Here is a 26,537-nt window from a genome sequence, read left to right as displayed (position 1 = left end):
AGCTTGCCTCGATGACAAACTCACCCGACCGCGCCTGGGAGCAGGCGCTCCAGGATTCCTGCGGCCCCTTCCAGGTGGCCTGGCGTAGGCCGTATGCCCGAGGCATCGGGTACATACGCGGGCGTGCTACCCAGGGCATCGGCGTTCATGACATCCACACCGACGCCGGCTCCATTCACAAGCAGCGGCAGTCAGTGGACTGGGCCGACGACCCGCACTGCTTCCTCGTGCTGCAGCAACGCGGCGGCTGCCACATGAACCTCCAGGCCCAACGGCTGGAGCTCCAGCCCGGCAGCCTGGTGCTGATGGACCCAGCCGGTGACTGCAGCATCGAACCTGCTGGGCTCATCCAGCACCTGTCCACAACCCTGGATCGCCAGTTGGTCACCCAAGCATTGCGACACACACGGCATTACTCCGGCCGCCTCTACACCGAAAGCACCACAGGCCGGGCACTACTGAGATGGATACAACTGCTCGCCACCCCAGAGCACAACGGGTTCGGACAGGAAGAAGGCCTTGCTATCCAGGAGTCGCTCATCGCCCTTCTGACCCCGTGCCTGAAGGGCGATACGACGGATACGAAGGGCGCCGTGCTGCTGGCTGAACCCACACTCCGACTCCATGCCGAATCCCTGGTCAAAGAGTTCATCCAGCTCCCCGAGCTCTGCCCGGCCTTCATCGCCCAGCGACTCGGTGTTTCCCAGCGCAGCCTCTATCGCACCTTTGAACAGGGCGGCAGCAGCCTCTGCGAGATGATCAAGGCCACCCGCATCGCACGGAGTGCTGATGACCTAGCCAACCCACGGCAAGCCCACCAGAGCATCACCAGCATTTCGATGCGCTGGGGCTTTTCCGACGCGGCCTACTTCTGCCGCGTCTTCAAGCAGCACTTCGGCATGAGTCCCAGTGAATACCGCCGCAATGCCATCGCCCCGTCAGTACCCTGAGGCCGTGCCTGGCCAGTCCCACTAGCCAACTGCGTCCCCCTATCACCCCCTCGGCCACACCACCGGAAACAACCGGTGCACCATCGGCGCGCCGGGCGGTAGTTCGTCGGCGAGGCCGGGGAACTCCGGGGAGGTTTTCCAGGGTCGGGGGGCATGGACCATGTCTTCGCCGAGAAAACGCAGGGAAAAGGCGCGGCGCCGATGCGGGCCGTCGACGCCGCCGGAGGCGTGCAGGGTGAGCATGTGGAAGAACACCGCATCGCCCGGTTCCAGGGCCCAGCCGATGATGGGCCAGCGGCTGCGATCGGCCTCGATGTCCGGCAGGTCCGCCAGGCTGCCCTCGGGGAACCAGCGGGCCTGGTTGTCGAGGAAGGTGCGCGGCATCAGCCAGGGGCCCAGGTGGGAGCCGGCGATGAACTCCAGGGTGGAGGCCCGCGCCACCGGGTCCACCGGCATCCACATGCTGCAGTTCTGCCGGCCTTCGACGTTGTAGTAGGGCTGGTCCTGGTGCCAGGGGGTGGGCTGGCGGGTGTTGGGCTCCTTCACCAGCAGGTGGTCGTGATAGAGCCGGGCCGTGGAGCTGCCCATCAACTGCGCGACGACCGAGCCCACGCGGCTCTCGAAGATGAACTGGCAGTAGGCATCGAATTCCCGCCAGTTGCAGAAGTCCTCGAAGAACCATCCGGGGTCGTCAGGCCGGCTGGCCACCTTGGCCCGCGCGCTGGGGTTGGCGAGGTTGTGCTCGATGCCCAGCTCCAGCAGCGCCACCTCGTCCGGGGTGAACAACTGGCGGATGCAGACCGCACCGTCGCGCTGGAAATCCTCGATCAGTTCGGCAGTCAGTTCGAATTCGTAGGCGTGTCGGCTCATGGCGTTCTCCTTTGCATTGATCCGTTCAGGAAGGCTCGGGCTCGCCCGGTACGTCCTCGCCCGGCCGCACCCACAAACCGTAGGCGAGGCTGAGCAGCACGAGCCAGGCGGCGCCGATGCCGAGGGCGGTGCGGGTGTCGGGGAAGCTCGCCATCACGGCGAAGATGAACAGCATGAAGGCGATCGCCAGGTACTGGCCCCAGGGCCAGAACGGCACCGGGAAGTGCAGCGCCACCACCTCTTCGGCATCCAGTGTGCGGCGCATGGCCACTTGGGCCATGAGAATCATCAGCCACACCCAGACCACGGCAAAGGTGACCAGGGAGGCGAACAGCAGGAACAGCTCATGGGGCAGCAGGTAGTTGAGCAGCACGCCCAGCAGCAGCGCCAGGGTCATCACCAGCACCGTCATCCAGGGCACTCCGGCCGCCGAGAGCCGTGCAAAGGCCGCCGGTGCCTGGCCATTGCCCGCCATGCCGTAGAGCATGCGGCCGGTGCAGAAGATGTCGCTGTTGATGGCGGAGATGGCGGCCGAGATCACAACCAGGTTGAGCAGGCTGGCAGCCGAGTTGATGCCCAGCCCGCTGAATATCTGCACGAAGGGGCTGCCCTGGGTGCCAATTCGCGACCAGGGCCAGATGACCATGAGGATGAGCAAGGTGAGCACGTAGAACAGCAGGATGCGCAGAGGCACTGAGTTGATGGCCTTGGGAATCATCCGCTGCGGGTCCCTGGCTTCGCCGGCGGTGATACCGATCACCTCGATGCCGCCGAAGGCGAAGATGACGATGGTGAAGGAAGCCACCATGCCACTGAGCCCATTGGGGAAGAAACCACCATGGTTCCAGAGGTTGGCCAAGCCCATTACCTCACCATCGCCGCCCAGGCGGTAGCCGGTCGCCAACACACCAACACCGGCGAGGATCATGGCGACGATGGCCACCACCTTGAGCAACGACAGCCAGAACTCCAGTTCGCCGAAAAACCGCACGCGGCAGAGGTTGAGGCCGGCGATGACGAAGACGATGCCAAGCACCCAGATCCAGCGCGGCGTATCCGGGAACCACAGGCCCATGTAGATCCCGAAGGCGGTCACGTCCGCCAGGCACACCATCAGCATCGAGAAAGCATAGGTCCACCCGGTGAGAAAGCCCCAGTAACGCCCCAGGTACCGGCTGGCGTAGTGGCCGAAGGAGCCGGCCACCGGGGTGCGCACTGCCATCTCGCCCAGGGCGCGCATCATCAGATAGATGGCCGCCCCGGCGATGAGGTAGGCCAGCAGCACCGATGGACCGGCGCGCTGGATAGCGGCGGCCGAGCCGTAGAACAGGCCGGTACCGATGGCCGAACCCAGTGCCATGAAACGAATGTGCCGGGCGGTCAGGCCACGGCGCAGGGTGGAGTGCTCCATTTGCGTCGCCTCTCTTGTTGTTGTGATCGCTACACACCCGGGCCGCCATTGACGACTCCGTGCACGCAGGGCGTGCCGGCTCCCGACCGGCCTAGGACTGGCGCCACCTCCAGGGCTGCGCCCCCACGAAACGGGTCACCTGCTTGGGTGCCAGGTAGTTCTGCAGGCCCCAGGGGCCGCGCTGGCGACCATTGCCACTGAGCCGGTTACCGCCCCAGGGCGCCTGGATGAAGCCGGCATGGGCGCAGTTGAGCCAGACCACCCCGGCCCGCAGCCGCTGGCTCATCCAGTCCGCGCGAGCGGGGTCACCCGTGACGACCGCCGCCGCCAGCCCGTAGATGGTGTCGTTGGCCAGGGCCAGTGCCTCCTCCTCGTTGCGGAAGCGCTTCACACTCAACACCGGCCCCAGGCATTCGTGCCGCCACAGCGGGCTGGCCACATCCGGCTCGGCGAACACCGCCGGCTGGATGAAATAGCCACGCCCCAGGAGCGAGGGGCGCAGGCCGCCGTAGAGCAGGCGAGCGTCCTGCTGGCCCTGGGCAATGAGGCTGATCATCCGGTGCAGATGACGAAGCCCGGCCAAGGGCCCGATCTGCACGCCCGGCTCCATCCCCGGCCCCACACGCAGGGCCTGGGTGCGGGCCACCAGGCATTCCAGCAGCGGCTCGAACAGCGCCTCCTGCACCAGCAGCCGCGACAGTGCGCTGCTGGTCTGCCCCTGGTTCCAGAACGCGCCGTACAGGGCCCACTCCACGGCCGTCTCGATGTCGGCGTCGTCGAACACGATGAGCGAGGACTTGCCGCCCAGCTCCAGGCTCACCGGCTTGATGTCCGGCGCCGCACTGGCCATCACCTGGGCGCCGTTGGCCAGGCTGCCCGCGAATGTCACCTTGTCCACTTCCGGGTGCTGCACCAGTACGGGTCCCAACTCCGCGCCGTAACCCAGCAGTACGTTGAGCACGCCGGAAGGCAGCCCGGCCAGATCGGCTGAACGCGCCAGCTCCAGGGTGGAGAGCGGCGTCAGCGAGGACGGCTTGATCACGCAGGTTGCCCCTGCCGCCAGCGCCGGTGCCACGCACCAGGCCGCTGCCAACAGCGGGAAGGTGAAGGGGGTGAACAGCGCCACGACGCCTACCGGTTCGTGCATCACGCGGCACTCGAAACGTGGGTCGTCGATCTCCAGCGCCAAGCCCTGGCGCTCATCCAGCGCCCGCGCCAGGCCCGCGTAATAGCGGAAGCAGGCGGTGGCATCGACCACGTCCTGCAAGGCATCCGGGTAGGGCTTGCCGTGGTCCTGCACCTCCAGCAGGGCCAAGGCCTCGGCACGGGCAGCCAGGTCGTCGGCAATGCCGTCCAGCAGGGCGCCACGCTCGCGCCCGCTGGTGAAACGCCAGCGGCTGTCGAAGGCCCGCCGTGCGGCACATACGGCCTGGTCCACTTCTCGCGGGCCAGCCATCACCAGCGTCTGGATCGGTGCCTCCGTGGCCGGGTCCACGCTGGTGAAACGGCGGCAGGCAGCCGGAGCCAGCCAGCGGCCATCGATGTAGAGCATTCCCGTACCCATGGTTCTCCCTCGTCAATGCCGCCCATCCAGGGTGGCATACAAACCGCTGCACATATGCCACACCAGACCTGCACCTCTGGCGACGCTACCCCGCCGGCCCTATCGCCACCGTGCCGAGCGGCGAGGCGCAACACATCAAGGTCGCACCATTGCCAATGCCGCCGCGCGACGCGAGCCCATCACCCCGAGCGCCAGGCTGGCCACCAGCACCGGCACGACAATTCACAGGAAGAACCCCTGCAGGCTGCCCGTCCAGACGAACAGCCAAGCCCCCAGCATCGACCCGACGATGGACCCGGCCCGGCAGGCGGACAGCGCCCAGCTCACCCCCGTCACCCGCGCGCTGACCGAGTACAGGGGGGCGGCGACGATGCTCAGGTTGGCCAGCAGCCCGCTGAGCCCGAAGCCGGCGATGAACACCATCGCCATCAATTGCGTCGCGCTGCCCAGTTGGGTGCCGATCAGCCCCAGCGCCACGGCCGAGAACGCTGCCTGCAGCGGCAGCACCCAGCGTGGTCCTACCCGGTCCAGCAGCAGTGCCATGACGATGCTGCCCAGCACCCCGCCCATGGGAATCATCGACGCCACGTGAGCCGACTCGCTCGGTCCGTAGCCGCTGGAGCGCAGGATGGTGGGAAGCCAGTTGGTCAGCAGGTAGAACACGAACAAGCCGCAGAAGAAGGTCAGCCACAGCATCAATGTGCGCAGCGCCTGGCCCTCCTCGAACAAGGTGGAGACCGGCGAGCTCGGTTGTTCGGGCAGATCTCCTATCAGGTGAGCCGGGCACGGCAAGGGACACACTAACAACGCACGCGCACACAGCGGTACGACTTGGACAGTAGCCAGCTTCGGGCACCGCTGTAAGCCTTGCCTCGGCAGACCACACCGCGTTTCGCGCTAAGGCCACCAAAGGCGCACAGCAAGGCGCCGCCCCGTGCAAAGTGGGAATGGGGAGGACAATCGGAGCTGTAGAACCCGGTGCTGCCATGGCGCGGTAGGCACTGCATAGGTGTCGGGGCCGCAGGGCCGGATACCGGGAGTCGCCAACCCCTCCATCAGCCCATTGAGGAACAACCCCAGCAGTTGCACCTGGCTGGTGACTCTCAGGCTCTCGTGCTCGTGCAGGAACACCAACTGCTGATCCGGCGGCACCACTTCCATAAGCTACGTAGCCCAGCACGCAGCTGCGGCTCGTCAGCGGGGCGGGTGAGATCGATCACTTCCGCTAACAAGGGAAAGGACGGAACGGCTGCCTTCGTGCTTGAAATGCTGAGGCTCCGCGCCGACAAGAGCCTCATGTGGAAAGCACCCTCAACGAAGGCGATGCAGTCATCGTGGATTGCAGCATGAAAGTTTTTGCTGGAGACGGTGTCTACCTCGTCGCCTGGACCAACCGCACCGTCATGCGTCGTCTGCTTTTGGCAGGGAGTGAGTAACTGAAGCGCATCGCAGACAACACCAGGCACACGCCGAGGGCCAGGGCACTCGGGGACGTGATGGTGCACACCAAAGCCCTGGTGAACATGCGGCTGTAAGCGCTCTGAGCAAGACAACCTGGCCGGTAGGGTGGGCTTCAGCCCACCGGCAGCCATCGAACATCCGCCCGTGCCCCTCCAGCACCAGTACTCAGCTCAAAAACGTCCGTCCTCGATTGCCGGCAAGATCAGTTCCCGCACGAAGGAAGCCGCTGACAGCCGCAGCAGCGCGTTGACCATGGTGACCACATCGTGCACAGGCACTAGTTGCCCCTCCCCTCGCGCGGCCGCCTCTTCCATTGGCACAACCAGTGGGTCGTCAGTGTTCAGGTAACCCAACTGCAGCACCGTCACCGCCAGCCGCTGGTCGCGAAAGCCCTCGCGCAACGCATCGGCCATCCCGTTCAACGCGAACTTGGAGGCACCGAACGCTACCTCGGGCCGCCCGCTGCGGTGCAGGGCGGAGGTGGAGCCGGTGAGGATAAGCTGTGGCCTGGCAGAGCCGAGCAACCTTGGCACCAGGCGCTTGAGCAACAACAGCGTGGCGGTGATGTTCACTTCCACCAACCTCGCGAGCGTCTCATCGCTGTCGCTTAGAAAGTCGTACCCCTCGCTGAAGGCCTGTGGCTCCCAGATGCCGACGTTGCAGATCAACACATCGAGCTCCGCCGGTGCCTGAGCCTCAATAGGCACTACAGCAACCTTCGGCTCGGCCAGATCAGCCTCGATCCACTGGATGTCGACACCCGCGGCGACCGCCAGCCGCTCTGGCCGACTGCGCGACACGCCCACTATCCGGTCCCCCGCCTTGCCCAGCCCCTCCACCAATGCACGACCCAGGCCCCTGCTAGCGCCTATCACCATCATCTTCATAAGGTCAGCTCCAGCGCAGATTGAGCACGAGGAAGTTCAGCAATACCCAGATCACCAGCATCAGGTGCGTCAATTGCAGGCCCTCCTGGCGTATCCAGTAGGCGAACCAAAGCCCACCCAGCAGCATGGCGAAGAGCGACGCCAAGGCCATGCTCAGCGCCAGGTTCAACCAGGGTCGAGCGGCCTCCAGGCCACCGCCGAGCAATAGGAGATAGCACCCCAACCACACGGCGAGAACGGCTACCCCCTGCAGCCCCACAATCACCCCCAGCGCTAGGCGATGCAGCTTCGGCGAAACCAACGCCCGACTGAGCAAGGGGGTGTCGACCACCGGCGGCTGCCTCAAGGGCACCATCGACAGCGTCGCCCCGACCGCCTTCACCGAGCAGGCGAAACCGTGCAGGTTGTTGATCAGGGCAATGCTCAACCACAGCGCAACCCCAAGGAAGCACGTGGTTTGAAAGATCATCAATGAAGTCTGGGTGTCCATTCCGGGTCCTTGTAGGTTGCAAAAGACGCTTGCCGCACTCTGGGTGGCAGGCAAGAACAGGCAGGACGATAAAACCTCAAGTTAAGTTGAGGTCAAGAGCGAGCGAACAGGGAAAGTAGACCCGCCGGAGGTCCGACGAGCTATACGGCACATGGGGTGGGCTTCAGCCCAACAACAGCCATCAAACAGCCGCATACGCTCCTCAAGCACAAGCACCCAGCTCAAAGCGAACACCCCCAGGTTGCCCAACAGGACCCGTTCCCACACGAAGGACGCCGCCGACAGCCGTAGCAACGCGTCACCCCATCGCCCGGTATCAATCCCCCTCGCCTCGCATCCGAATGTGCAGGCCTTGCTTCCCAGAAAACCTTGCTTAAGCCCGTAGCCTGGTCGACATTCCCTAGTCTGCAATCAAGAGCGGCTCCCTGACGAGCCTCGGAACACGTACGGACAGCTCCTGCTCAAAGCCAGGGCAACAGGAAGAATGAATGGCAGCGACTCCATCGATGTATGTGCTGCATGTTCAGTTGGCTCCCCTGATGGTGCTTCCACCCGTCTGGCGGCGGCTGGCGGTAACGGGGGATTGTTCGCTGCGACGGCTGCACCACTTCATCCAGGCAGCATTCGGCTGGGAGAGCCGCCATCTGCATGAGTTCGCCAATGGCATCGACCACTACCTGCCACCTGACCCAGACATAGGACTGCCGGAAGCCGGAACAGCGGACGATCGCCGAGTGAAGGTGCGGCGTGCGCTTAAACCAGGGGACCGGATGCAGTACATCTACGACTTCGGGGATGAATGGCTGCATGTGATCGCAGTGGAATCTGTCCGGCCGTGCAAGGATACGGGGGCCTGGTGCGAGCTGCTGGACGGAGCCGGCGCATGTCCGCCGGAGGACGTAGGCGGGCCACATGGGTACATGGCGTTCTTGCAGAGCATCCACTCCCCCACCAGCCCTGCTGGTCGGGAGGCACTGGAGTGGGCGGGTGGCTCGTTCGATCCGGAGCTGTTCGATCTCCGGGCTGCGAAAGCAGCCGTGCAGCGGGTTTGTAATAATCAGTGGGGGTGATATTCGATCAAGCCGATGCAGCTGGGCTTGGGCTTATCTACAGAAGGCCATATAGATCCATCCACAGCGAAGACATAGGAGTCGTCGTGGCCGGCCGTATTAACCGGCCCCTGTACTTGATCTACCACACATGGGCTTACTTATCGTTAGCAGCGGACTTCACTAGCGCGAAGAGTTCTGCAACGCTACCTGTAATGCAAAGCTCCCTTGGTACAACAGACCAAACAAACGAAAAAGGCCCAAGTCTTTCGACTTGGGCCTTTCTCTAAATATGGTCGGGACGGAGTGATTCGAACACTCGACCCCTTGCACCCCATGCAAGTGCGCTACCAGGCTGCGCTACGCCCCGACATTTGTTGCTAGCTCCGTTACCGGAACGACGCGAACTATACTTTAAGCTTTTGAATTGTGGAAGGTTTTTTTTGGGTTTTTTTCACTTGCGCAGTACGACGAGGACGTCTTCAAGCTCGGCAATCATCTGCCGTATCAGCTGCTTGTACTGGGTAGTGTCATCCTTGGCTTCGTCACCGGAGAGACGCTGACGCGCTCCGCCGATGGTGAAGCCCTGATCGTACAACAGCGCCCGAATCTGCCGAATCATCAGCACATCCTGGCGCTGGTAGTAGCGGCGGTTACCCCGCCGCTTGACTGGGTTGAGCTGGGGGAATTCCTGCTCCCAGTAACGCAGCACATGGGGCTTGACTGCACAGAGCTCGCTGACCTCGCCAATGGTGAAATAACGCTTGCCAGGAATAGGTGGCAGTTCGTCGTTATGACTTGGTTCCAGCATAAGCTTCAACTCTGGCTTTCAGTTTTTGGCCCGGACGGAACGTCACGACACGGCGTGCCGTGATCGGGATTTCCTCGCCTGTCTTCGGATTGCGTCCGGGGCGCTGGCGTTTGTCGCGCAGGTCAAAGTTGCCGAAACCGGACAATTTCACCTGTTCGTTCTGCTCCAGCGCCTGACGGATTTCCTCGAAAAACAGTTCGACCAGTTCCTTGGCTTCCCGTTTGTTCAGGCCAAGCTCTTCATACAGACGTTCAGCCATCTCAGCTTTCGTCAGAGCCCCCATACGCTACTTCCTTAACGTGGCGTTGAACCTACCTTCCAGCGAGGTGACGATGTTCTGGGTTGTGGTGTTCACCTCATCGTCGTTAAGAGTGCGCGATGGATGTTGCCAGGTCAAGCCGACGGCCAGGCTTTTTCTAAGCGGATCAATACCTTTACCGTGATAGACGTCAAATAGCCTGAGGTCCGTCAACCACTCCCCAGCGGCTTCGCGAATCGTATTGAGGACGGCTTCAGCGGCAACTTCACGATCAACCAGAACGGCCAGATCACGACGCACTTCGGGGAAGCGCGACAGCTCGCTGAACATCGGCAGGCGTCCACTCATGACCTCAGCCAGCACGAGTTCGAAGAGGTAGACGGGCTGGTCAAGATCAAGGCTCTTGGCCAGTTCGGGGTGAATGGCGCCGAGGTAGCCAACCAGCTTGCCATCTCGTTCGATGCGAGCGGTTTGCCCCGGATGCAGCGCCGGGTGCTCGCCCGGCACGAAGCTGAATGCGCCCAACGCGCCCGCCGCCCCCAGCAGCGCCTCGACGTCGGCCTTGACGTCATAGAAATCCACACCTTCACGGCCATGGGCCCAGGCTTCCGGCAGGCGTTTGCCACAGACGACACCGGCAATCATCGCTTCCTGCTTCAGCCCTTCAAGCTGGCCGACGAAGCGAAGGCCACTTTCAAACAGGCGAACACGGCTCTGCTGACGGTTGAGGTTATGCTGCAGCGCCTTGACCAAGCCTGGCCACAGCGACGAGCGCATGGCAGCCATGTCATTGGAGATGGGGTTGGCCAGCATGAGCGGCTTGGCACCAGGATTGAACAGCTCGAACAATTTGGGATCGATGAAGCTGTAGGTGATCGCTTCCTGGTAGCCACGGGCAACCAGCAGGCGACGCAAGGCCGGCAGCTCGATTGCAGATTCGGCACGAGCGCGAGGCGCGAGGCGCGCTTGCGGGTAGCGAACCGGCAGGCGGTTGTAGCCATAGAGGCGACCAAGCTCTTCGATCAGGTCCACTTCCAGGCTGATGTCGAAGCGGTGACTGGGCACCGCGACCTTCCACTGACCCGGCGCAACGGAGGTGACGCCCAGACCCAGTGCGGTAAGCAAGCGCTCGACCTCGGCGGCATCCATCTCCATGCCCAGCATCTGGGCAATACGCTCGGCGCGCAGGATGACAGGGGCAACGCTCGGGAGATCTGCCTGACTTACAGCCTCGATGATCGGGCCAGCTTCGCCACCCACAATCTCCAGCAGCAGTGCTGTGGCGCGCTCCATGGCCTGGCGAGCAAGCTGCCAGTCCACACCACGCTCGAAGCGATGCGAGGAGTCGGTGTGCAGGCCATAGGAGCGGGCCTTGCCAGCAACGGCGATGGTGTCGAAGAAAGCAGCCTCGAGGAACAGGTCGCGGGTCTTGTCGCTGACGCCGCTGTGCTCGCCCCCCATTACCCCTGCGATAGCCAGGGCACGGCTGTGGTCGGCGATGACGAGGGTGTCACCACGCAGGCTGACCTCCTGGCCATCGAGCAGGACGAGCTTCTCTCCCTCCTCCGCCATGCGCACGCGGATGCCGCCATTGATTTCGGCAAGATCGAACGCGTGCATCGGCTGACCGAGCTCGAGCATCACGTAGTTGGTGATATCGACGGCTGCATCAATGCTGCGCACGTCCGCCCGGCGAAGGCGCTCGACCATCCACAACGGAGTGGGCTTGGAGAGGTCGACATTGCGCACCACCCGACCGAGATAGCGAGGGCAAGCCTTCGGTGCCAGCACGTCCACCGGGCGAACTTCGTCGTGAGTCGGTGCGACCGGGCTGACCGCGACAGGAGTGACAGGTGCCGCGTACAGCGCGCCCACTTCACGGGCCAGACCCGACATGTTGAGGCAATCGCCACGGTTAGGCGTGAGGCCCAGCTCGATGACTACATCATCCAGACCGAGGTAGACCCGGATGTCTTGCCCAACCGGCGCATCGGCAGCCAGTTCCATCAGGCCGGCGTTCTCGTCGCTGATCTGCAGCTCACTGGCAGAGCAGAGCATGCCGAAGGATTCGACGCCGCGAAGCTTGGCTTTCTTGATCTTGAAGTCGCCTGGAAGCTCGGCACCGATCATGGCGAAGGGGATCTTCAGGCCGGGACGCACGTTGGGCGCACCGCACACCACCTGGAAGGTCTCGCTGCCATTGCTGACCTGGCATACACGCAGCTTGTCGGCATCAGGATGTTGCTCGGTGCTGAGCACCTCGCCCACCACAACGCCACTGAACGCACCGGCAACAGGTGTGACGCTGTCCACTTCCAGGCCGGCCATCGACAGACGAGCCACCAGCTCGTCGCGGGATACCTGCGGGCTTACCCAGCTCCGCAGCCACTGTTCACTGAATTTCATCCTGCTCTCCTGAGGAATTCGTTACGTGGACTACGACCTAGCGGAATTGCGCGAGGAAGCGCAGGTCGTTGTCGAAGAACAGGCGCAAATCGTTGACGCCATAACGCAGCATGGCCAAACGCTCGACGCCCATGCCGAAGGCAAAACCCTGATATTTCTCGGGATCGATTCCAGACATGCGCAGAACATTGGGGTGGACCATGCCGCAACCCATCACTTCCAGCCAGCCGGTCTGCTTGCAGACGCGGCAGCCCTTGCCGGAACACATGACGCACTGCATGTCGACTTCGGCGGACGGCTCGGTGAAGGGGAAGAACGAGGGGCGGAAACGCACGCCCAGGTCCTTCTCGAAGAAGACACGGAGGAACTCCTCGATGGTGCCTTTCAGGTCAGCGAAGCTGATGCCTTCATCGACCAGCAGGCCTTCGACCTGGTGGAACATCGGCGAATGCGTGATATCCGAGTCACAGCGGTATACGCGGCCGGGACAGACGATGCGGATCGGCGGCTGCTGGGACTCCATGGTGCGCACCTGGACCGGGGAGGTGTGGGTGCGCAGCAACATATTGGCGTTGAAATAGAAGGTGTCGTGCATCGCCCGGGCAGGATGGTGGCCGGGAATGTTGAGCGCTTCGAAGTTGTGATAGTCGTCTTCGACCTCCGGGCCTTCGGCAATGCCGTAGCCGATGCGGGTGAAGAATTGCTCGACGCGCTCGAGAGTACGGGTAACCGGATGCAGGCCGCCAGATACCTGGCCGCGCCCCGGAAGGGTGACATCGATCCGCTCGGCCGCGAGCTTGGCTGCCAATACAGCTTGCTCAAGCGAGTCCTTGCGGGCATTGAGGGCGTCCTGGACGCGCTCTTTGGCGGCATTGATCAGCGCACCGACCTTGGGCCGCTCGTCTGCAGGCAGGTCACCCAGGGTCTTCATCACCTGGGTCAGCTCGCCTTTCTTGCCGAGGTACTGAACGCGAATCTGTTCGAGAGCATTCACGTCTTCGGTTTGTTGCACGGCCTCAAGCGCTTGAGAGACCAGCGCATCCAGATTTTCCATTTACTGACTCCAGATACGAAATAGGGGAAGAGCCAAGGCCCTTCCCCTATTGGTGACGTTCAGCACCGGGATGGCCCGGTGATTGTCGGGGACTTAAGCCAGAACGGCCTTAGCTTTCTCGACAATCGCAGCAAACGCCGCTTTTTCGTTCACTGCCAGATCGGCCAGAACCTTGCGGTCGATCTCGATGGCCGCTTTTTTCAGGCCAGCGATCAGACGGCTGTAGGACAGACCGTTCTGACGAGCACCAGCGTTGATACGAGCGATCCACAGAGCGCGGAACTGACGCTTGCGCTGACGGCGGTCACGGTAGGCGTACTGGCCTGCCTTGATTACCGCTTGCTTGGCAACGCGGAACACGCGAGAGCGAGCACCGTAGTAGCCTTTGGCGAGTTTCAGAATTTTTTTGTGACGAGCACGAGCGATAACGCCACGCTTAACACGAGCCATGAGTGTATTCCTCTAGTCTTGACCGATTAACGAACGCGCAGCATGCGCTCGACTTTTGCTTTGTCCGACGGATGCATCAGTTCGCTACCGCGAAGTTGACGCTTACGCTTGGTGGACATCTTGGTCAGGATGTGGCTCTTGAAAGCGTGCTTGTGCTTGTAGCCGGAAGCGGTCTTGAGGAAACGCTTGGCTGCACCGCTCTTGGTTTTCATCTTTGGCATGTTCGGATACTCCGCATTGAGTGATTACGCATAACCGCAAGGCCTGCCAGTGCCCTGGTGGTTACTTTTTCTTTTTGGGAGCGATGACCATCATCAGCTGGCGTCCTTCCAGCTTGGGATGCTGTTCGACGGTTCCGATTTCAGCGAGGTCGGTTTCGACCCGCTTCAGCAGTTCCATACCCAGCTCCTGGTGAGCCATCTCACGGCCGCGGAATCGAAGCGATACCTTGGCCTTGTCCCCATCATTAAGGAAACGTACCAGGTTGCGTAGTTTTACCTGGTAATCCCCTTCTTCCGTCCCTGGACGAAACTTGATCTCTTTGATCTGTTGCTGGTGCTGATTCTTCTTGGCTGCAGCGGCCTGCTTCTTCTTCTCGAAGAGGTGCTTGCCGTAGTCCATGATCCGGCAGACAGGCGGTACCGCATCTGCCGAGATCTCTACGAGGTCCAGCTTTGCTTCATCAGCAGCGCGAAGCGCTTCATCGATCGAGACGACGCCAATTTGCTGGCCGTCTGCACCAATAAGTCGCACCTCTCGAGCCGTGATGTTCTCGTTGATCGGGGCCTTGGGTGCAGCTCGTTTATCTTGTCTCATTTCACGCTTAATAGTGATTACTCCGATTCTTGGCGACCACGCCGGGAAACCGTCTGCGCGAGCGTGGTGACGAATTGCTCGAGGGGCATGGACCCCAGATCGACGCCTTCACGGGTGCGCACAGCAACGGATCGTGTCTCAACTTCTCTATCTCCGATAACCAGGAGGTAGGGAACCTTGAGCAAAGTATGCTCGCGGATTTTAAAGCCGATTTTTTCGTTTCTCAAGTCGGACTTGGCACGGAACCCGCTTTGGTTGAGAGTCTTTTCGACCTCAAGGGCAAAATCCGCCTGTTTGTCGGTGATATTCATGATCACCGCCTGAGTCGGCGCCAGCCAGGCCGGGAACGACCCTGCATAGTGTTCGATGAGCATGCCGATGAAGCGCTCGAAGGACCCCAGGATCGCGCGATGCAGCATGACCGGGCGCTTGCGGTTGTTATCTTCGGCGATATAGCTGGCATCCAGGCGCTCGGGCAGGTTCGGATCGTACTGCAGGGTACCGCACTGCCAGTTACGGCCCAGGCAGTCCTTGAGGGTGAACTCGATCTTCGGACCGTAGAAGGCCCCCTCGCCCGGCTGGTACTCCCAAGCCAGGCCCGACTCGTTCAGCGCGTCAGCCAGAGCCCCCTCAGCCCGATCCCACAACTCCTCGGACCCCACGCGCTTGGCCGGGCGGGTCGAGAGTTTCATGGAAATATCACTGAAGCCGAAGTCGGAATAGACCTGCAAGGTGAGCTTGATGAAGTCCGCAGCCTCCTTCTTCACCTGCTCTTCGGTGCAGAAGATGTGGGCGTCGTCCTGGGTAAAGCCGCGCACGCGCATGATGCCGTGCAGCGCGCCCGACGGCTCGTTGCGGTGGCAGGCACCGAACTCGGCCAGGCGCAGCGGGAGATCGCGGTAGGACTTCAACCCCTGGTTGAAGATCTGCACGTGGCACGGGCAGTTCATCGGCTTCACGGCATAGTCGCGACTCTCGGACGCGGTGGTGAACATGTTCTCGGCGTAGTTGGACCAGTGACCGGAGCGCTCCCACAGGATGCGATCGACCACCTGGGGCGTCCGCACCTCGACATAGCCGTGCTCACGCTGAACCTGACGCATGTACTGCTCAAGCACCTGATAGACGGTCCAGCCATTGGGGTGCCAGAACACCATGCCCGGCGCTTCTTCCTGGAGATGGAAGAGATCCAGCTGCTTGCCGATACGGCGGTGATCCCGCTTCTCGGCCTCTTCGATGCGCTGGACATAGGCAGCCAGCTGCTTCTTGTCGGCCCAGGCAGTGCCATAGACACGCTGCAGCTGCTCGTTCTTGGAGTCACCGCGCCAGTAGGCACCCGAAATCTTGGTGAGTTTGAAGGCCTTGAGGAAACGCGTGTTCGGCACGTGCGGGCCACGGCACATGTCCACGTACTCCTCATGGAAGTAGAGGCCCATGGCCTTCTCGTCTGGCATGTCATCGACCAGGCGCAGCTTGTACTCCTCGCCTCGTGCCTTGAAGGTCTCGATCACCTCCGCACGCGGCGTCACCTTCTTGATGACGTCGTAATCCTTGTCGATCAGCTCAGCCATGCGCTTCTCGATGGCCGCCATGTCGTCCGGCGTGAAAGGGCGCTCGAACGCGATGTCGTAATAGAAGCCTTCGTCAATCACCGGCCCAATGACCATCTTGGCGCTGGGATAGAGCTGCTTGACCGCATGCCCGACCAGGTGAGCACAGGAGTGACGGATGATCTCCAGCCCCTCCTCGTCCTTCGGCGTGATGATTTGCAGGGTGGCGTCGACTTCGATCAGGTCACAAGCATCGACCAACTTGCCGTTGACACGACCTGCCAGCGTGGCCTTGGCCAGGCCAGCACCGATGGACTGAGCCACCTCGAGCACGGAAACGGGTTTATCGAACGAACGCTGACTGCCGTCGGGAAGAGTAATGATGGGCATGGCGCCTCCTCTCCTAGTGGTGACCTCTACCAAAGGCCACATGGGTTGGGATGAGCCAGTAAATGATCCGGCGGTATGCCTGCCACACGATGACAGAGCCCTTTCAGGCCAACCTGACCGAACCAGAGTCACTGGAGGTGTTTCGGGGAACGCGAATGCTTCCAGAAACACAGCACAGTGACAAGCAGGAATTGGTCCTCACAGAGCATTTACCCAGCGGCACCTCATGCAGACCCGCCGCCCATCCGCAACTCACACCAGAACGAGACACAGATCACACAAATCCCGCACCACGACCTGACAGGCCACACACCCACCATATGCTCAATCAAGTCATCCGCCACTCTCGGGAGGGCGCACAATGAAAGAGCAACGGAGATACCTCGCACTGCGTGCGCATATTGACGAACTGATCCAGAGCGGTGGCCGAATCCTCAGCCGAGAGCCACTTACCCTCAAGGCGAACGGCAATCTTTATACGATTGCCCACGGCATGCTGATCAGCCATATCGCGGCCGCCTGAAGTGTGACCACAAAGCCAAAAACAAAAAGGGCGATCCTTTCGGATCGCCCTTTTTGCTAAGCCTCTCGGCTGTATTTGGTAGGCACAATTGGACTCGAACCAACGACCCCCACCATGTCAAGGTGGTGCTCTAACCAACTGAGCTATGTGCCTTCGATGGGTGCGCATTCTACGGGGTTAAATTTTGGTGTCAACAACTTTTTTAGCTAACTGACTGAAAAAGTGGAGCTTTTACTGTTCAGCCCCTCGTCAATTATCTTGCACGGAGGCTAGCCGGCCATTTTCAACTCGGGTAGCATCCCGCCATCCGTAAAAAATAAAAAACAGAGATTCAAGATGACGCACACTCCCTACCCTCAATCCTATTACGCCGCCTCCGCCAACCCGGTTCCAGCCCGTCCGGAACTGGAAGGCGAGACGCAGACCGACGTCTGCATCATCGGCGCGGGCTATACCGGCCTTTCCACCGCCCTCTTCCTGCTGGAGAACGGCTTCAAGGTCACCGTCGTGGAAGCGGCCAAGGTCGGCTTCGGCGCATCGGGACGCAACGGCGGCCAGATCGTCAACAGCTACAGCCGTGACATCGATGTCATCGAACGCACCGTCGGCCCCAAGCAGGCCCAACTGCTTGGCCAGATGGCGTTTGAAGGCGGACGCATCATTCGCGAGCGCATCGCCAAGTACGACATCAAATGTGACCTGAAGGACGGTGGCGTGTTCGCCGCCTTTACCGCCAAGCAGATGGGCCACCTGGAATCCCAGAAGAAGCTCTGGGAGCGCTACGGCCACACCCAGCTGGAACTGCTGGACGCCAAGCGCATCCGCGAAGTGGTGGCGAGTGAGAACTATATTGGCGGCATGCTCGACATGAGCGGCGGCCACATCCACCCGCTGAACCTGGCCCTCGGCGAGGCGGCGGCGGTGGAGTCCCTGGGCGGCGTGATCCACGAGCAAAGCCCCGCGATCCGCGTCGAGCGTGGCGACAACCCGGTGGTCTATACCCCCAAGGGGTCGGTAAAGGCCAAGTTCGTCGTCGTCGCCGGCAACGCCTACCTGGGCAACCTGTTGCCGGAACTGATGGCCAAATCGATGCCGTGCGGCACCCAGGTGATCACCACCGAGCCGCTTTCGGACGAAATGGCCCGCAGCCTGCTACCCCAGGATTACTGTGTGGAAGACTGCAACTACCTGCTGGACTACTTCCGCCTCTCTGGCGACAACCGCCTGATCTACGGCGGTGGCGTGGTCTACGGTGCGCGCGATCCGTCGAACATCGAAGCCATCATCCGCCCGAAGATGCTCAAGACCTTCCCGCAACTGAAGAACGTGAAGATCGACTTCGCCTGGACCGGCAACTTCCTGCTGACCCTGTCCCGCCTGCCCCAGGTGGGTCGTCTTGGCGACAACATCTACTACTCCCAGGGCTGCAGTGGCCACGGCGTCACCTACACCCACCTCGCCGGCAAGGTGCTGGCCGAGGCGCTGCGCGGCCAGGCCGAGCGTTTCGACGCCTTCGCCAGCCTGCCGCACTACCCGTTCCCCGGCGGCCACCTGTTCCAGGTACCGTTCAGCGCCCTCGGCGCCTGGTACTACAGCCTGCGCGACAAGCTGGGCTTCTGATGCTCCATCCTTGAATGAAAACGGCGCCACAGGGCGCCGTTTTCATTGGGACGATGCATATTCAGCGCACCTGTTTCCTCGCCATGTCCGCCGCATCCACCTGACCCGCAGCCTCCAGCGCATCCGCCGCCTCCCGCCAGCGAGCCACGTCGGCAGCCACCGGCAGCACGTTGGGCGCCTGCAGCAGCACGGCCCACTGCCCAGCCGCCGCCCAGTCTGCCGCGAACTCGGCAAACCCGACCTGGGCCCGACGATCACCGGCCAACCGCAACAGCACCACCTCACGCTCCCGGTCGAACCCGACCAGCACCGCATAACGCCACGACGGCAGCCAACCATAGCCCTGGCGCACATGCACCAGCACCGGATTGCCGGCCGCCACCTGGACCAGCAGGTCCTCCAGACGCTTATCGAGCGGGTACACCAACAGACCATGCTGGTGGGCGACGACAGGAATCCTCTGGGCAAGCGACGCCTCGGCTTCAGGCAACTGCAACGCCTTCTCCACCATCCCTGGCGTCACCGTTTCTCCCTGAAAACCAAACAGCGCAGCCAGGGAAGCCGGCGCACTCTGGAAGGTCTGCTGGGGGAAGAACGGCACGCTGCTCAGCTCCACCACCATCGGCAGCGCTCGAACGCGTGGATCATCGGCGGGATCATGTCCCGCACAGGCTGCCAGCAGGACGGGGACGAAACAGGCCATCACGACCTGGCGGGAACAGACAACGAATCGGGAACGGAGCAAGGAACCCACCTTGAAAGCAACCGGGACAAGGCCCGCATCATAGCGCCCCGTGCCCGCCGGAAACCCATGCTTTCCAATCCCTCCCCCTCTGCCAGATGACAGAAATGCGACGCGCGCACAGCGCACCATTCATCCTGGCGACAAATTCTTTCCAAAGCGCGACTGGCTGTGACTTATAGCGGGGAATCAGCCATCCATATCCACGACAGCGCCCAGCCACACTGGCAGCGGGCAAGTCAACCCTTGGGCACAATATGGAGAGAATCCCCCAATGAACGCTCCGCTCCGCGTCAACGAAGCCTTGATCATCGCCGGCCGCGCCTTTCAACCCTTCCAGTGCGTCGCCTGGGCACCCCAGGATGGCAATGGCGAACTCAGCATCAGCGTGATCGACCGCACCAGCACCCGCCTGCTGGGCCGCTCGAAGCTCAGCACCAGCACCTACACCGACCCGGCCCAACTGGCCAGCGTCCTCAAGCAGTCCCGCGAGGAGCTGTCGCGCCAGGGCTACCGCCTCGACCCGTGGAATATGCCGGAGTAACCCTCTTCCGCGCCGTGCCCACTGCGCCGGCGAGCCGCCCACACGGCTCGCCGCTGACCTGATTCCCCCTCTACCTCCCCCCCTCTTTCCCAAGCAGCGGATTGGCAAGATCCGTGGGCTTGTTGTCGTTGTCGCCAAGACCTCCGACCTCCACACTGATGGCGTCCCCCTCTGAAGCGAACGCCATGGACACCCCACTGACCATCGCCTGCCTGGCTTTCCCCGATGTGATGAGCCTCGACGTGACCGGCCCTCTGCAGGTGTTCGCGTCCGCCAATGTCGAGCGAGAGCGCCAGGGCCTGCCCGCGCTCTACCGCATCCTCCTGCTCGGCCTGGAGGCTGGGCCGGTGCGCACCTCAGCCGGATTTGCCCTGCTGGCGGAGCAGGCCTGCAGCAACTGCCCGGCGGAAACCCTCGACACCTTGCTCATCCCGGGCGGTTTCGGCGTTGAGCCGCTGCGCAGCCACACGCCCCTCCTTGACTGGCTGCGTGATGCCGAACCCAAGGTCCGCCGCCTCGGCTCGATCTGCTCCGGTGCACTCATTCTTGCGGCCGCCGGCCTGCTGGACGGCCGGGCCGCCACCACCCACTGGTCCGACGTCGACACACTGCGCTGCCATACAGCCGTGGACGTGCAGGGCGACCGCCTGCACACCTTCGACGCCAGCGGCCGCGACGGCGATCCCCATGTTTTCACCTCGGCCGGGGTCACCGCCGGCATCGACCTGGCCCTCGCCCTGGTGGAAGCCGACCTCGGCCGCTCCATCGCACTGGCAGTCGCCCGGCGCCTGGTGCTCTTCCTGCGGCGCCCCGGCGGCCAGGCGCAGTTCAGCCCGCTGCTGGCACCGGACCCGCACCGCACATCACGCCTCGCCGCCCTGCTGGAATGGATCCCCCTCCACCTCGGCGAGGACCTCAGCCTCGACACCCTCGCCAGCCAGGCGAACCTGTCGCCACGCACCCTCTCCCGACTCTTCAGCCAGGAGCTGGGCATGGGGCCCGGCCAGTACGTCGAGCGTGTGCGCCTGGAGGCTGCACGCACCCTGCTGCAGGACGCCCAGGCATCCATCTCGACCGTCTCCCGCCTCACCGGCTTCGGTCACCCCGAGAACCTGCGCCGCACCTTCCACAAACACCTGTCCATCAGCCCCCAGGAATACGCCGAGCGCTTCGGCCGCTCCTGACCCGGAGAACCGCGATGCTCGAACTGCGCCCCAACGACAAGGACCTGCCGCCAGCCGCCAGCCGCCAGCCGCCACCGACGCCATGATCTGCTCCTTCGAATGCACCTTCTGCCGTGACTGCGCCGAAGGCCACCTGGACGGGCGCTGCCCCAACTGCGCCGGCACGCTGGTGAACCGCCCCATACGGCCCAACGCGAAGCTGGCGGCCAATCCACCGTCCACCCAACGCATCCACCACCCCGATGGCTGCCTGAAGCGCGCCTAAGCTGGAGTCACCATGCTCGAATTCGCCAAGAAACTCCGGGGCGACGCCGCCGCCCTGCCCCCTCGCCCCGCCTCGCGCCAGGTGATCCTCGCCTGGCTCGGCGGCGTGCTGGCCATTGCCGGCATCGCCGGCCTGGGCGACGCCCTCACCCTCAGCCTGCTGCTGGGCTCCTTCGGCGCCTCCTGCGTACTGGTCTTCGGCTTCCCCGACGTCCCCTTCTCGCAGCCACGCAACGTGGTGCTCGGCCACGTCCTCAGCAGCCTGGTAGGCCTGGGATTCCTGGCCCTCTGCGGGCCCCACTGGTGGGCCATTGCCCTGGCCGTCGGCAGTGCCATCGCCCTGATGATGGTGACCCGCACCGTGCACCCACCGGCCGGCTCCAACCCGGTGATCATCTTCCTGCTTCAACCCGGCTGGGACTTTCTGCTCTACCCCACTCTCAGCGGCGCGCTGCTTCTGGTCCTCGTCGCCCTGCTCTACAACAACGTGAGCCGCGAGGCCCGCTACCCCAAATACTGGTAGGCCATCGCATGCCCCTTCTGCTGAGCAACCCCGGAATCCGCCTGCTGTTCGCCTGCCAAGCGCTGTACTGGAGCTGCTCGCTGATCGGCATCACCCTCACCGCGCTGATCGGCCTCCAACTCGCGCCGGCCAACGCCCTCGCCACCCTGCCGCTGGCACTGCTGGTGCTGGGCAACTTGCTCGCCGTGCAGCCGCTGTCGGTGTTCATGCAACGCCACGGCCGCCGCCCGGGCCTGATGCTTGGAGCGGCCGGGGGCATCCTCGGCGGCCTGGTCAGCGCCCTGGGGGTCTGGCTCGGCGACTTCAGCCTGCTGTGCCTGGGCGCCCTGCCCATCGGTGCCTACCAGGCCTCGGCGATGTACTACCGCTTCGCCGCTCAGGAAGCGGTCCTGCCGGAGCAGAAGAGCCGTGCCACCGCCTACGTGATCGGCGGCGGCATCTGCGCCGCCCTGCTGGCACCCAGCCTGGCGCTGTGGTCGCGCAACGCCCTGCCGACACCCTTCGTCGGCGCCTACCTCGCCATCGCGGCACTGGCCGCGCTCGCCCTGCTGCTGCTTCATCGCCTGCGTGAAGGCGATGCACCCCCTGCCCCACGAACCGGCTGGGCCTCGACACGCGCACTGCTGGCCCGCCCCTTGGTGCGCGCAGCCATCGCCACCACCGCCATCGGGCACGGCTTGATGATCCTGGTGATGAACGCCACGCCCCTGGCCATGAGCCTGTGCGGGCTGTCGATCGAAGAAGGCTCGGAAGTGATCCGCTGGCACGTCCTGGGCATGTTCCTCCCGGCGTTCGCCGCCGGCCCTCTGGTGGACCGCTTCGGCAGCCGCCAGGTGGCACGGCTCGGCATCCTGCTGCTGGCGATCAGCGCAACCACCGCCCTCACGGGCCTGGCACGCAGCCATTTCCTGGTCAGCTCGATGTGCCTCGGCCTGGGGTGGAACCTCATGCTAGTCGCCGGCACCACCCTGCTTGCGGAAGGCCACGACAGTGCCGAGCGGGGCCAGGCCCAGGCCCTGATGGAGCTGAGCAACAGCCTGGTGGCAGCCTGCGCGTCCTTCGCCTCCGGCGCCCTCATCACCGGCCTGGGTTGGGCCGCCGTGAACCTCGGCATGCTGCCGCTGCTGGTCATCGCCTTGCTGGCAGCCGGCGTTCGCCCGCACAAGGCGCACTGAGCACCGCCGTCTTGCTCGCCGGCCGGCCTGCCAGCGGCTAGAGTTGCCCGCTACCGGCCCACCCCAACCACAAGGCCCAGCACGATGTCGAAGCCGATACCCAACCCGCCCGATGCCTCCAGCTCCACCGAAACGGCGGCGCTCGAACTCCCACTGCTGGGCATCGACCTGTCCAGCCCCGTCTCGGGCGAGCCGGTCTGGGGGACGATCAGCGCGCCGGTGGCTGTGCCATCGCCTGATGTCAAAGGCAACGACACAAGCCGCACGTACAGCGTCGAATACAGCATGGATGTGCGCACTCACCGGACACCGACGCCCGAGGGCCTGCAGCGCGTTCTGGACATCCTCGGCCACGCCATCGCCCCTCGTGCCGTCTCACGCGCTGGCGACAACCACGCCGGGCCCGACGAGGCAGCAGCCTCGACTGCAATTGCCCCCAATCCCGAGAACGAAAAAGGCAGCCCGTAGGCTGCCTCTCTCTGCTTCACGCAACGCCTTAGTAGTAGGCGTTCTCGCGGTTGCTGTGGTCAGTGACGTCACGCACGCCCTTGAGCTCGGGGATGCGCTCCATCAGGGTCTTCTCGACACCGTCCTTCAGCGTCATGTCGACCATGCCGCAGCCCTGGCAGCCGCCGCCGAAACGCAGCACGGCGATGCCTTCCTCGACCACATCCACCAAGCTCACCTGGCCGCCGTGGCTGGCCAGGCCGGGGTTGATCTCGGTCTGCAGGTAGTAGTCGATGCGTTCGTTGAGCGGGCTGTCCTCGTTGACCATCGGCACCTTGGCGTTCGGCGCCTTGATGGTCAGTTGACCCCCCATGCGGTCGGTCGCGTAGTCCACTACCGCGTCTTCGAGGAAGGGCTCGCTGACAGCATCGATCCACGCCGTGAAGGACGCCAGGGCCAGGGGCATATCCTCGGGCTTCTGCTCGCTGGGCTTGCAGTAGGCGATGCACGTCTCGGCGTACTGGGTGCCGGGCTGGGTGATGAAGATACGGATACCGATGCCGGGGGTGTTCTGCTTCGACAGCAGGTCAGCCAGATAATCCTGGGCTGCCTGGGTAATGGTGATGGCGCTCATGGCAACTCCTCGCGAACATGGCGCGCAGTGTACGCCAATCCGGTCCGACGGATAAAGTCCCAGTAATTTAGTAGGAATTATTCCCGATTAGCTCAGCCCGGGCTCCAGACAGCGCTCTTCCCGGTGGAAAGAGCGCTGCAGCGCGCCTCAGAGGTTCTGGTAGCGGTTCATGTCCAGCACGCCCGCCTCCACCGGCTCGGTCTCGCGGATGTAGGCCGACAGGTCATGGAAGTAGAACCAGAACTGCGGATGACTACGGCGGATGCCCCAGCGCTCCACCACCTTGTCGAAGGCTGCCGTGTCCTTCACCCGCCCCAGGGCGGTGACGAAGTCCGGCACCTCGTCGGCGCGCAGAGCGAAGATGAAGTTCGGGTAGCTGGTGAGCACGCCCGGGTAGATGGTCAGGGTGTCCAGGCCGGGCTGGTAACGGAGCTGCTCGCCCATCATGAAGGCCACGTTGCTGTGGGCGCGGTTGCGCAGCACGCTGTAGACCTCGCGCTTGCCGTTGGGCAGCTCCACCCTCAGCAAGGTCGCCTCGGGCAACTGCTCGATCACCCGCAGCCCTGCCGCCGGGCGACTGACCAATTGGCTCAGCGTCTGCTCGGCGTTCTGTAACGCCGGGTCAATGCCCGGGCGGTAGCAGTTCGCGGTGCAGCGGTTGATCGGGTCCGGCCGGGCGTTGAGCCCCTCGAAGCGCTTGACCAGCTCAGCGGCAAAGGCGCCCTTGGCACCCTCCACCGGCAGGAACAGCCCGGTCGGGGTGTCGTTGTCGATGGACTCGTAGTCCAGCCACATCTTCAGTTTGCCGCTGTTCTGGTACCAGTCATCCAGCAGCCCATCCCGCGATGCTGCCGGCATCAGGCGCAGGAAGTTAACCTCCGCGCCGTTGCGGATCAGGTCGAAATAGAGCCGGGTCTGCGCCTGGTGGGAGACATTGCCGAACACGTCGAAGTTGACCACCAACTGGTAGTAGGTGCGCTCCAGCAGCGGGTAGTCCATCAGCCACATCGTCTGCGGCACCTGTCCGATCAGCCCCTTGCGCACCGACGCGCTGTCGAACTGGCGGTAGATCGACAGCAGCGCATTGTCGTTGCCCGCCCATATGTCGTTCCAGGTGGGTGGCGGAGCCGCCGCATAGGCTTCCTGGCGCAGGCTCTCGTAGGCGTTGCGCTTGTCCCGGTAGCTCAACCACAGGCCCAGCAGACTGCCGATGTCGTCGAACTGCCCCGGCATCGCCAACAGCGGCGTGGCCTGGCCCCGGTAAGCGGCATCGGTGACGTACAGGTCGTGCGCCGGGTCCTGGAACATCGCCCAGAAGTTGTCACGGATCACGTCCGTGGCGATCTGCCCCCGGCACACCGGGCCGCGGATGAAGGTGCGAACGAAGTACTCCGCGTCATCCAGCATGAACTGGTAGCGAGCCCGTGCCGGAATCGCCTCGAAGGTCTCGAACGGATTGGCACGGCGCTGAGCCCCGTAGCCCGGCACCTTGTCGGTGTTCCAGTTGCTGGAGAAAAACAGCTCGCGGACCCGCTTCATCTTCTCCGCGCTCAGCGGGTAGGTGATGTGGGTCTTGTGGACGATGGCCCCCTGGATCGGCCACATCCGGTAGTAGAAGGTGGTGCCGGGGTCATCGTTCGGCCGGCGGGTGGCAATGGGGTCGATGGGCTGGCCACTGGGCGTGCGCGAGCGCACCAACTGGAAGAAGTGGCCACTGCGCCCACCATCGAAATACAGGTGCGCCAGGAACAGGTGCTCGAACAACCAGCGCCCCACCAGCACCTCACGGGCGCCTGGGGCATTGAGCAGCGCCTCCCACTGTGCCACCTGGGCCGCCTCACTGGGCGTCGGCAGCGGTGCCAGCTCCTCCACCGGTGCCCCGGCGCCCAACCAGCGCTGGAGGGTCTGGTACTCCTGCACATCCAGCCCGGTCACCGCGAAGGGCATGCCGGCATGGGCGTAACGCCGCACATAGTCGTCGAACTCGGCAGGCGTCGGGCACTGGTTCTGCCGGTTGATACCGATGTCCAGGTCCTCCGGCAGCTTCGCATTGGGTGTGGGCGGGTTGCTCTGGCCCAGCTCCAGCATGCGGGCCATCAGGGCGGCCTGGCTCCCCTGGCCGTTGAGCACCGAGTAAAAATCCTTCTGCCGCCAGGCCGCCTCACCGTGCGCGTCGAAATAGAGGCGCGTGGTGGGCTGGGCTCTTGTCCGCGTGCCGTCATAGACCGGCTGCTTGGTGGCCCCGCGGACGGCACCTTCTGCACTGCCCAGGTTCAACTGGCAGGGCGAGTCATAGCAGGCATGGCAGGCCACACACTTCTTCTCGAAGATGGGCTGCACATCACGGGTGTAGGACACCGATGCAGCCTGCACCCCAGAGCCTGCGCAGAGCAGGAACACGAACGACAACAGGCGATGGCGCATGACCTCATCCTTGAACGAAGCGAAACGGAAAGCGGGGAT

The 26,537-nt window shown here is 63.4% G+C and carries 27 protein-coding genes, 2 tRNA genes and 1 pseudogene; 11 read left to right on the top strand and 19 right to left on the bottom strand.

The features are described 5' to 3' along the window. Nucleotides 1-11 precede the first annotated feature (11 nt). Nucleotides 12-950 (top strand): transcriptional regulator FeaR, encoded by a 939-nt coding sequence (gene feaR / locus A7D27_RS16565; RefSeq protein WP_069562323.1) that lies wholly within the window; start codon nt 12-14, stop codon nt 948-950. Between the two features lie 42 nt (nt 951-992). On the opposite strand, the gene A7D27_RS16560 is transcribed toward feaR, so the two are convergent. From A7D27_RS16560 to A7D27_RS16545, 4 genes are all read right to left on the bottom strand, one after another. Beyond that, nucleotides 993-1,820: a phytanoyl-CoA dioxygenase family protein gene (locus tag A7D27_RS16560; protein WP_069562324.1), complete on the bottom strand. Its 828-nt coding sequence runs from the start codon at nt 1,818-1,820 to the stop codon at nt 993-995. Nucleotides 1,821-1,845: 25 nt separating this feature from the next. Continuing rightward, nucleotides 1,846-3,231, bottom strand: coding sequence for an amino acid permease (locus tag A7D27_RS16555; protein ID WP_069562325.1), 1,386 nt, complete (start codon nt 3,229-3,231; stop codon nt 1,846-1,848). A 91-nt stretch (nt 3,232-3,322) separates the two neighbouring features. Further along, nucleotides 3,323-4,795 (bottom strand): aldehyde dehydrogenase family protein, encoded by a 1,473-nt coding sequence (locus tag A7D27_RS16550; protein WP_069562326.1) that lies wholly within the window; start codon nt 4,793-4,795, stop codon nt 3,323-3,325. Between the two features lie 222 nt (nt 4,796-5,017). Then, nucleotides 5,018-5,524 carry an MFS transporter gene (locus tag A7D27_RS16545; protein WP_139131182.1) on the bottom strand — a complete coding sequence of 169 codons (507 nt, stop codon included), beginning with the start codon at nt 5,522-5,524 and terminating at the stop codon, nt 5,018-5,020. Nucleotides 5,525-6,093: 569 nt separating this feature from the next. On the opposite strand from A7D27_RS16545, the gene A7D27_RS28380 reads away from it, so the two are divergent. Further along, nucleotides 6,094-6,231, top strand: a complete 138-nt coding sequence (locus A7D27_RS28380; RefSeq protein ID WP_165676019.1) for a hypothetical protein — start codon at nt 6,094-6,096, stop codon at nt 6,229-6,231. A gap of 195 nt (nt 6,232-6,426) precedes the next feature. Here A7D27_RS28380 and A7D27_RS16535 read toward each other — a convergent pair whose 3' ends face one another. Continuing rightward, nucleotides 6,427-7,143 (bottom strand): SDR family oxidoreductase, encoded by a 717-nt coding sequence (locus A7D27_RS16535; protein WP_069562329.1) that lies wholly within the window; start codon nt 7,141-7,143, stop codon nt 6,427-6,429. A 4-nt stretch (nt 7,144-7,147) separates the two neighbouring features. Next, on the bottom strand, nt 7,148-7,633 hold the full coding sequence (locus A7D27_RS16530; RefSeq protein ID WP_069562330.1) for a DUF2165 family protein: 486 nt from the start codon (nt 7,631-7,633) through the stop codon (nt 7,148-7,150). A 488-nt stretch (nt 7,634-8,121) separates the two neighbouring features. Between A7D27_RS16530 and A7D27_RS16525 the strand changes: the two genes are divergently transcribed. Beyond that, nucleotides 8,122-8,703, top strand: a complete 582-nt coding sequence (locus A7D27_RS16525) for a plasmid pRiA4b ORF-3 family protein (RefSeq protein WP_069565473.1) — start codon at nt 8,122-8,124, stop codon at nt 8,701-8,703. Between the two features lie 272 nt (nt 8,704-8,975). Here the strand turns inward: A7D27_RS16525 and A7D27_RS16520 are convergent. The 9 genes from A7D27_RS16520 to thrS all read right to left on the bottom strand — a co-directional run bounded on the left by A7D27_RS16520 (nt 8,976) and on the right by thrS (nt 16,418). Beyond that, a tRNA-Pro gene (locus A7D27_RS16520) sits at nt 8,976-9,052 on the bottom strand. 84 nt (nt 9,053-9,136) lie between these two features. Then, the gene (locus tag A7D27_RS16515; protein WP_044401789.1) at nt 9,137-9,493 is read right to left on the bottom strand and encodes a MerR family transcriptional regulator; all 357 of its coding nucleotides are present in this window, start codon (nt 9,491-9,493) and stop codon (nt 9,137-9,139) included. Beyond that, entirely contained in the window at nt 9,474-9,776 is a 303-nt protein-coding gene (gene ihfA, locus A7D27_RS16510) for an integration host factor subunit alpha (RefSeq protein ID WP_044401787.1), read from the bottom strand. Before ihfA ends, A7D27_RS16515 begins: the two co-directional genes overlap by 20 nt. 3 nt (nt 9,777-9,779) lie before the next feature. Continuing rightward, a complete protein-coding gene (gene pheT / locus A7D27_RS16505; RefSeq protein WP_069565472.1) occupies nt 9,780-12,158 on the bottom strand; it encodes a phenylalanine--tRNA ligase subunit beta in 2,379 nt (792 codons plus the stop codon). Nucleotides 12,159-12,195: 37 nt separating this feature from the next. Beyond that, entirely contained in the window at nt 12,196-13,212 is a 1,017-nt protein-coding gene (gene pheS / locus A7D27_RS16500; protein WP_069562333.1) for a phenylalanine--tRNA ligase subunit alpha, read from the bottom strand. Between the two features lie 93 nt (nt 13,213-13,305). Continuing rightward, nucleotides 13,306-13,662, bottom strand: coding sequence for a 50S ribosomal protein L20 (gene rplT, locus A7D27_RS27270; RefSeq protein WP_044874620.1), 357 nt, complete (start codon nt 13,660-13,662; stop codon nt 13,306-13,308). 26 nt (nt 13,663-13,688) lie between these two features. Further along, nucleotides 13,689-13,883: a 50S ribosomal protein L35 gene (gene rpmI / locus A7D27_RS16490; protein WP_044401775.1), complete on the bottom strand. Its 195-nt coding sequence runs from the start codon at nt 13,881-13,883 to the stop codon at nt 13,689-13,691. Nucleotides 13,884-13,944: 61 nt separating this feature from the next. Further along, nucleotides 13,945-14,496: a translation initiation factor IF-3 gene (infC, locus tag A7D27_RS16485; protein ID WP_170832300.1), complete on the bottom strand. Its 552-nt coding sequence runs from the start codon at nt 14,494-14,496 to the stop codon at nt 13,945-13,947. Continuing rightward, the gene (gene thrS, locus A7D27_RS16480; RefSeq protein ID WP_069565471.1) at nt 14,496-16,418 is read right to left on the bottom strand and encodes a threonine--tRNA ligase; all 1,923 of its coding nucleotides are present in this window, start codon (nt 16,416-16,418) and stop codon (nt 14,496-14,498) included. The genes infC and thrS overlap by 1 nt, the downstream gene beginning before the upstream one ends. A 361-nt stretch (nt 16,419-16,779) precedes the next feature. Here thrS and A7D27_RS28375 point away from each other — a divergent pair, with 361 nt between their 5' ends. Then, a complete protein-coding gene (locus tag A7D27_RS28375) occupies nt 16,780-16,941 on the top strand; it encodes a hypothetical protein (protein ID WP_165665163.1) in 162 nt (53 codons plus the stop codon). Between the two features lie 76 nt (nt 16,942-17,017). Here A7D27_RS28375 and A7D27_RS16475 read toward each other — a convergent pair. After that, a tRNA-Val gene (locus tag A7D27_RS16475) sits at nt 17,018-17,094 on the bottom strand. 183 nt (nt 17,095-17,277) lie between these two features. Between A7D27_RS16475 and A7D27_RS16470 the strand changes: the two genes are divergently transcribed. Beyond that, complete coding sequence (locus A7D27_RS16470; protein WP_069562336.1) at nt 17,278-18,561, top strand: FAD-binding oxidoreductase; 1,284 nt, start codon at nt 17,278-17,280, stop codon at nt 18,559-18,561. A 61-nt stretch (nt 18,562-18,622) separates the two neighbouring features. On the opposite strand, the gene A7D27_RS16465 is transcribed toward A7D27_RS16470, so the two are convergent. Continuing rightward, nucleotides 18,623-19,306 (bottom strand): PA2778 family cysteine peptidase, encoded by a 684-nt coding sequence (locus tag A7D27_RS16465; RefSeq protein WP_240924554.1) that lies wholly within the window; start codon nt 19,304-19,306, stop codon nt 18,623-18,625. 271 nt (nt 19,307-19,577) lie between these two features. Here A7D27_RS16465 and A7D27_RS16460 point away from each other — a divergent pair, with 271 nt between their 5' ends. The 6 genes and pseudogenes from A7D27_RS16460 to A7D27_RS27930 all read left to right on the top strand — a co-directional run bounded on the left by A7D27_RS16460 (nt 19,578) and on the right by A7D27_RS27930 (nt 23,461). Continuing rightward, a complete protein-coding gene (locus tag A7D27_RS16460) occupies nt 19,578-19,847 on the top strand; it encodes a hypothetical protein (RefSeq protein ID WP_069562337.1) in 270 nt (89 codons plus the stop codon). 185 nt (nt 19,848-20,032) lie between these two features. Further along, complete coding sequence (locus A7D27_RS16455; protein ID WP_069562338.1) at nt 20,033-21,031, top strand: GlxA family transcriptional regulator; 999 nt, start codon at nt 20,033-20,035, stop codon at nt 21,029-21,031. A 14-nt stretch (nt 21,032-21,045) separates the two neighbouring features. Next, a pseudogene (locus A7D27_RS16450) lies at nt 21,046-21,296 on the top strand (DUF1272 domain-containing protein). A gap of 12 nt (nt 21,297-21,308) precedes the next feature. After that, on the top strand, nt 21,309-21,818 hold the full coding sequence (locus A7D27_RS16445; protein ID WP_069562339.1) for an HPP family protein: 510 nt from the start codon (nt 21,309-21,311) through the stop codon (nt 21,816-21,818). A gap of 8 nt (nt 21,819-21,826) precedes the next feature. After that, complete coding sequence (locus A7D27_RS16440; protein ID WP_069562340.1) at nt 21,827-22,993, top strand: MFS transporter; 1,167 nt, start codon at nt 21,827-21,829, stop codon at nt 22,991-22,993. An 84-nt stretch (nt 22,994-23,077) separates the two neighbouring features. Further along, nucleotides 23,078-23,461, top strand: coding sequence for a hypothetical protein (locus A7D27_RS27930; RefSeq protein WP_139134112.1), 384 nt, complete (start codon nt 23,078-23,080; stop codon nt 23,459-23,461). A gap of 28 nt (nt 23,462-23,489) precedes the next feature. On the opposite strand, the gene nfuA is transcribed toward A7D27_RS27930, so the two are convergent. After that, on the bottom strand, nt 23,490-24,074 hold the full coding sequence (nfuA, locus tag A7D27_RS16430; protein ID WP_069562342.1) for a Fe-S biogenesis protein NfuA: 585 nt from the start codon (nt 24,072-24,074) through the stop codon (nt 23,490-23,492). A gap of 147 nt (nt 24,075-24,221) precedes the next feature. After that, complete coding sequence (locus A7D27_RS16425; RefSeq protein ID WP_069565469.1) at nt 24,222-26,498, bottom strand: fatty acid cis/trans isomerase; 2,277 nt, start codon at nt 26,496-26,498, stop codon at nt 24,222-24,224. Nucleotides 26,499-26,537: the final 39 nt, after the last annotated feature.

The sequence above is a fragment of the Pseudomonas sp. 1D4 genome, from assembly GCF_001728925.1.
Classification (GTDB): domain Bacteria; phylum Pseudomonadota; class Gammaproteobacteria; order Pseudomonadales; family Pseudomonadaceae; genus Metapseudomonas; species Metapseudomonas otitidis.
Note: the sequence above shows the minus strand (reverse complement) of the source record. Positions and strands in the feature narration are given on the sequence as shown.

Excerpts from the sequence above, each read along its gene's own strand:
- feaR (WP_069562323.1), top strand. The coding sequence starts at position 12 with ATGACAAACTCACCCGACCGCGCCTGGGAGCAGGCGCTCCAGGATTCC.
- A7D27_RS16560 (WP_069562324.1), bottom strand. The coding sequence starts at position 1,820 with ATGAGCCGACACGCCTACGAATTCGAACTGACTGCCGAACTGATCGAG.
- A7D27_RS16555 (WP_069562325.1), bottom strand. The coding sequence starts at position 3,231 with ATGGAGCACTCCACCCTGCGCCGTGGCCTGACCGCCCGGCACATTCGT.
- A7D27_RS16550 (WP_069562326.1), bottom strand. The coding sequence starts at position 4,795 with ATGGGTACGGGAATGCTCTACATCGATGGCCGCTGGCTGGCTCCGGCT.
- A7D27_RS16535 (WP_069562329.1), bottom strand. The coding sequence starts at position 7,143 with ATGAAGATGATGGTGATAGGCGCTAGCAGGGGCCTGGGTCGTGCATTG.
- A7D27_RS16530 (WP_069562330.1), bottom strand. The coding sequence starts at position 7,633 with ATGGACACCCAGACTTCATTGATGATCTTTCAAACCACGTGCTTCCTT.
- A7D27_RS16525 (WP_069565473.1), top strand. The coding sequence starts at position 8,122 with ATGGCAGCGACTCCATCGATGTATGTGCTGCATGTTCAGTTGGCTCCC.
- A7D27_RS16515 (WP_044401789.1), bottom strand. The coding sequence starts at position 9,493 with ATGCTGGAACCAAGTCATAACGACGAACTGCCACCTATTCCTGGCAAG.
- ihfA (WP_044401787.1), bottom strand. The coding sequence starts at position 9,776 with ATGGGGGCTCTGACGAAAGCTGAGATGGCTGAACGTCTGTATGAAGAG.
- pheT (WP_069565472.1), bottom strand. The coding sequence starts at position 12,158 with ATGAAATTCAGTGAACAGTGGCTGCGGAGCTGGGTAAGCCCGCAGGTA.
- pheS (WP_069562333.1), bottom strand. The coding sequence starts at position 13,212 with ATGGAAAATCTGGATGCGCTGGTCTCTCAAGCGCTTGAGGCCGTGCAA.
- rplT (WP_044874620.1), bottom strand. The coding sequence starts at position 13,662 with ATGGCTCGTGTTAAGCGTGGCGTTATCGCTCGTGCTCGTCACAAAAAA.
- rpmI (WP_044401775.1), bottom strand. The coding sequence starts at position 13,883 with ATGCCAAAGATGAAAACCAAGAGCGGTGCAGCCAAGCGTTTCCTCAAG.
- thrS (WP_069565471.1), bottom strand. The coding sequence starts at position 16,418 with ATGCCCATCATTACTCTTCCCGACGGCAGTCAGCGTTCGTTCGATAAA.
- A7D27_RS28375 (WP_165665163.1), top strand. The coding sequence starts at position 16,780 with ATGAAAGAGCAACGGAGATACCTCGCACTGCGTGCGCATATTGACGAA.
- A7D27_RS16470 (WP_069562336.1), top strand. The coding sequence starts at position 17,278 with ATGACGCACACTCCCTACCCTCAATCCTATTACGCCGCCTCCGCCAAC.
- A7D27_RS16460 (WP_069562337.1), top strand. The coding sequence starts at position 19,578 with ATGAACGCTCCGCTCCGCGTCAACGAAGCCTTGATCATCGCCGGCCGC.
- A7D27_RS16455 (WP_069562338.1), top strand. The coding sequence starts at position 20,033 with ATGGACACCCCACTGACCATCGCCTGCCTGGCTTTCCCCGATGTGATG.
- A7D27_RS16445 (WP_069562339.1), top strand. The coding sequence starts at position 21,309 with ATGCTCGAATTCGCCAAGAAACTCCGGGGCGACGCCGCCGCCCTGCCC.
- A7D27_RS16440 (WP_069562340.1), top strand. The coding sequence starts at position 21,827 with ATGCCCCTTCTGCTGAGCAACCCCGGAATCCGCCTGCTGTTCGCCTGC.
- A7D27_RS27930 (WP_139134112.1), top strand. The coding sequence starts at position 23,078 with ATGTCGAAGCCGATACCCAACCCGCCCGATGCCTCCAGCTCCACCGAA.
- nfuA (WP_069562342.1), bottom strand. The coding sequence starts at position 24,074 with ATGAGCGCCATCACCATTACCCAGGCAGCCCAGGATTATCTGGCTGAC.
- A7D27_RS16425 (WP_069565469.1), bottom strand. The coding sequence starts at position 26,498 with ATGCGCCATCGCCTGTTGTCGTTCGTGTTCCTGCTCTGCGCAGGCTCT.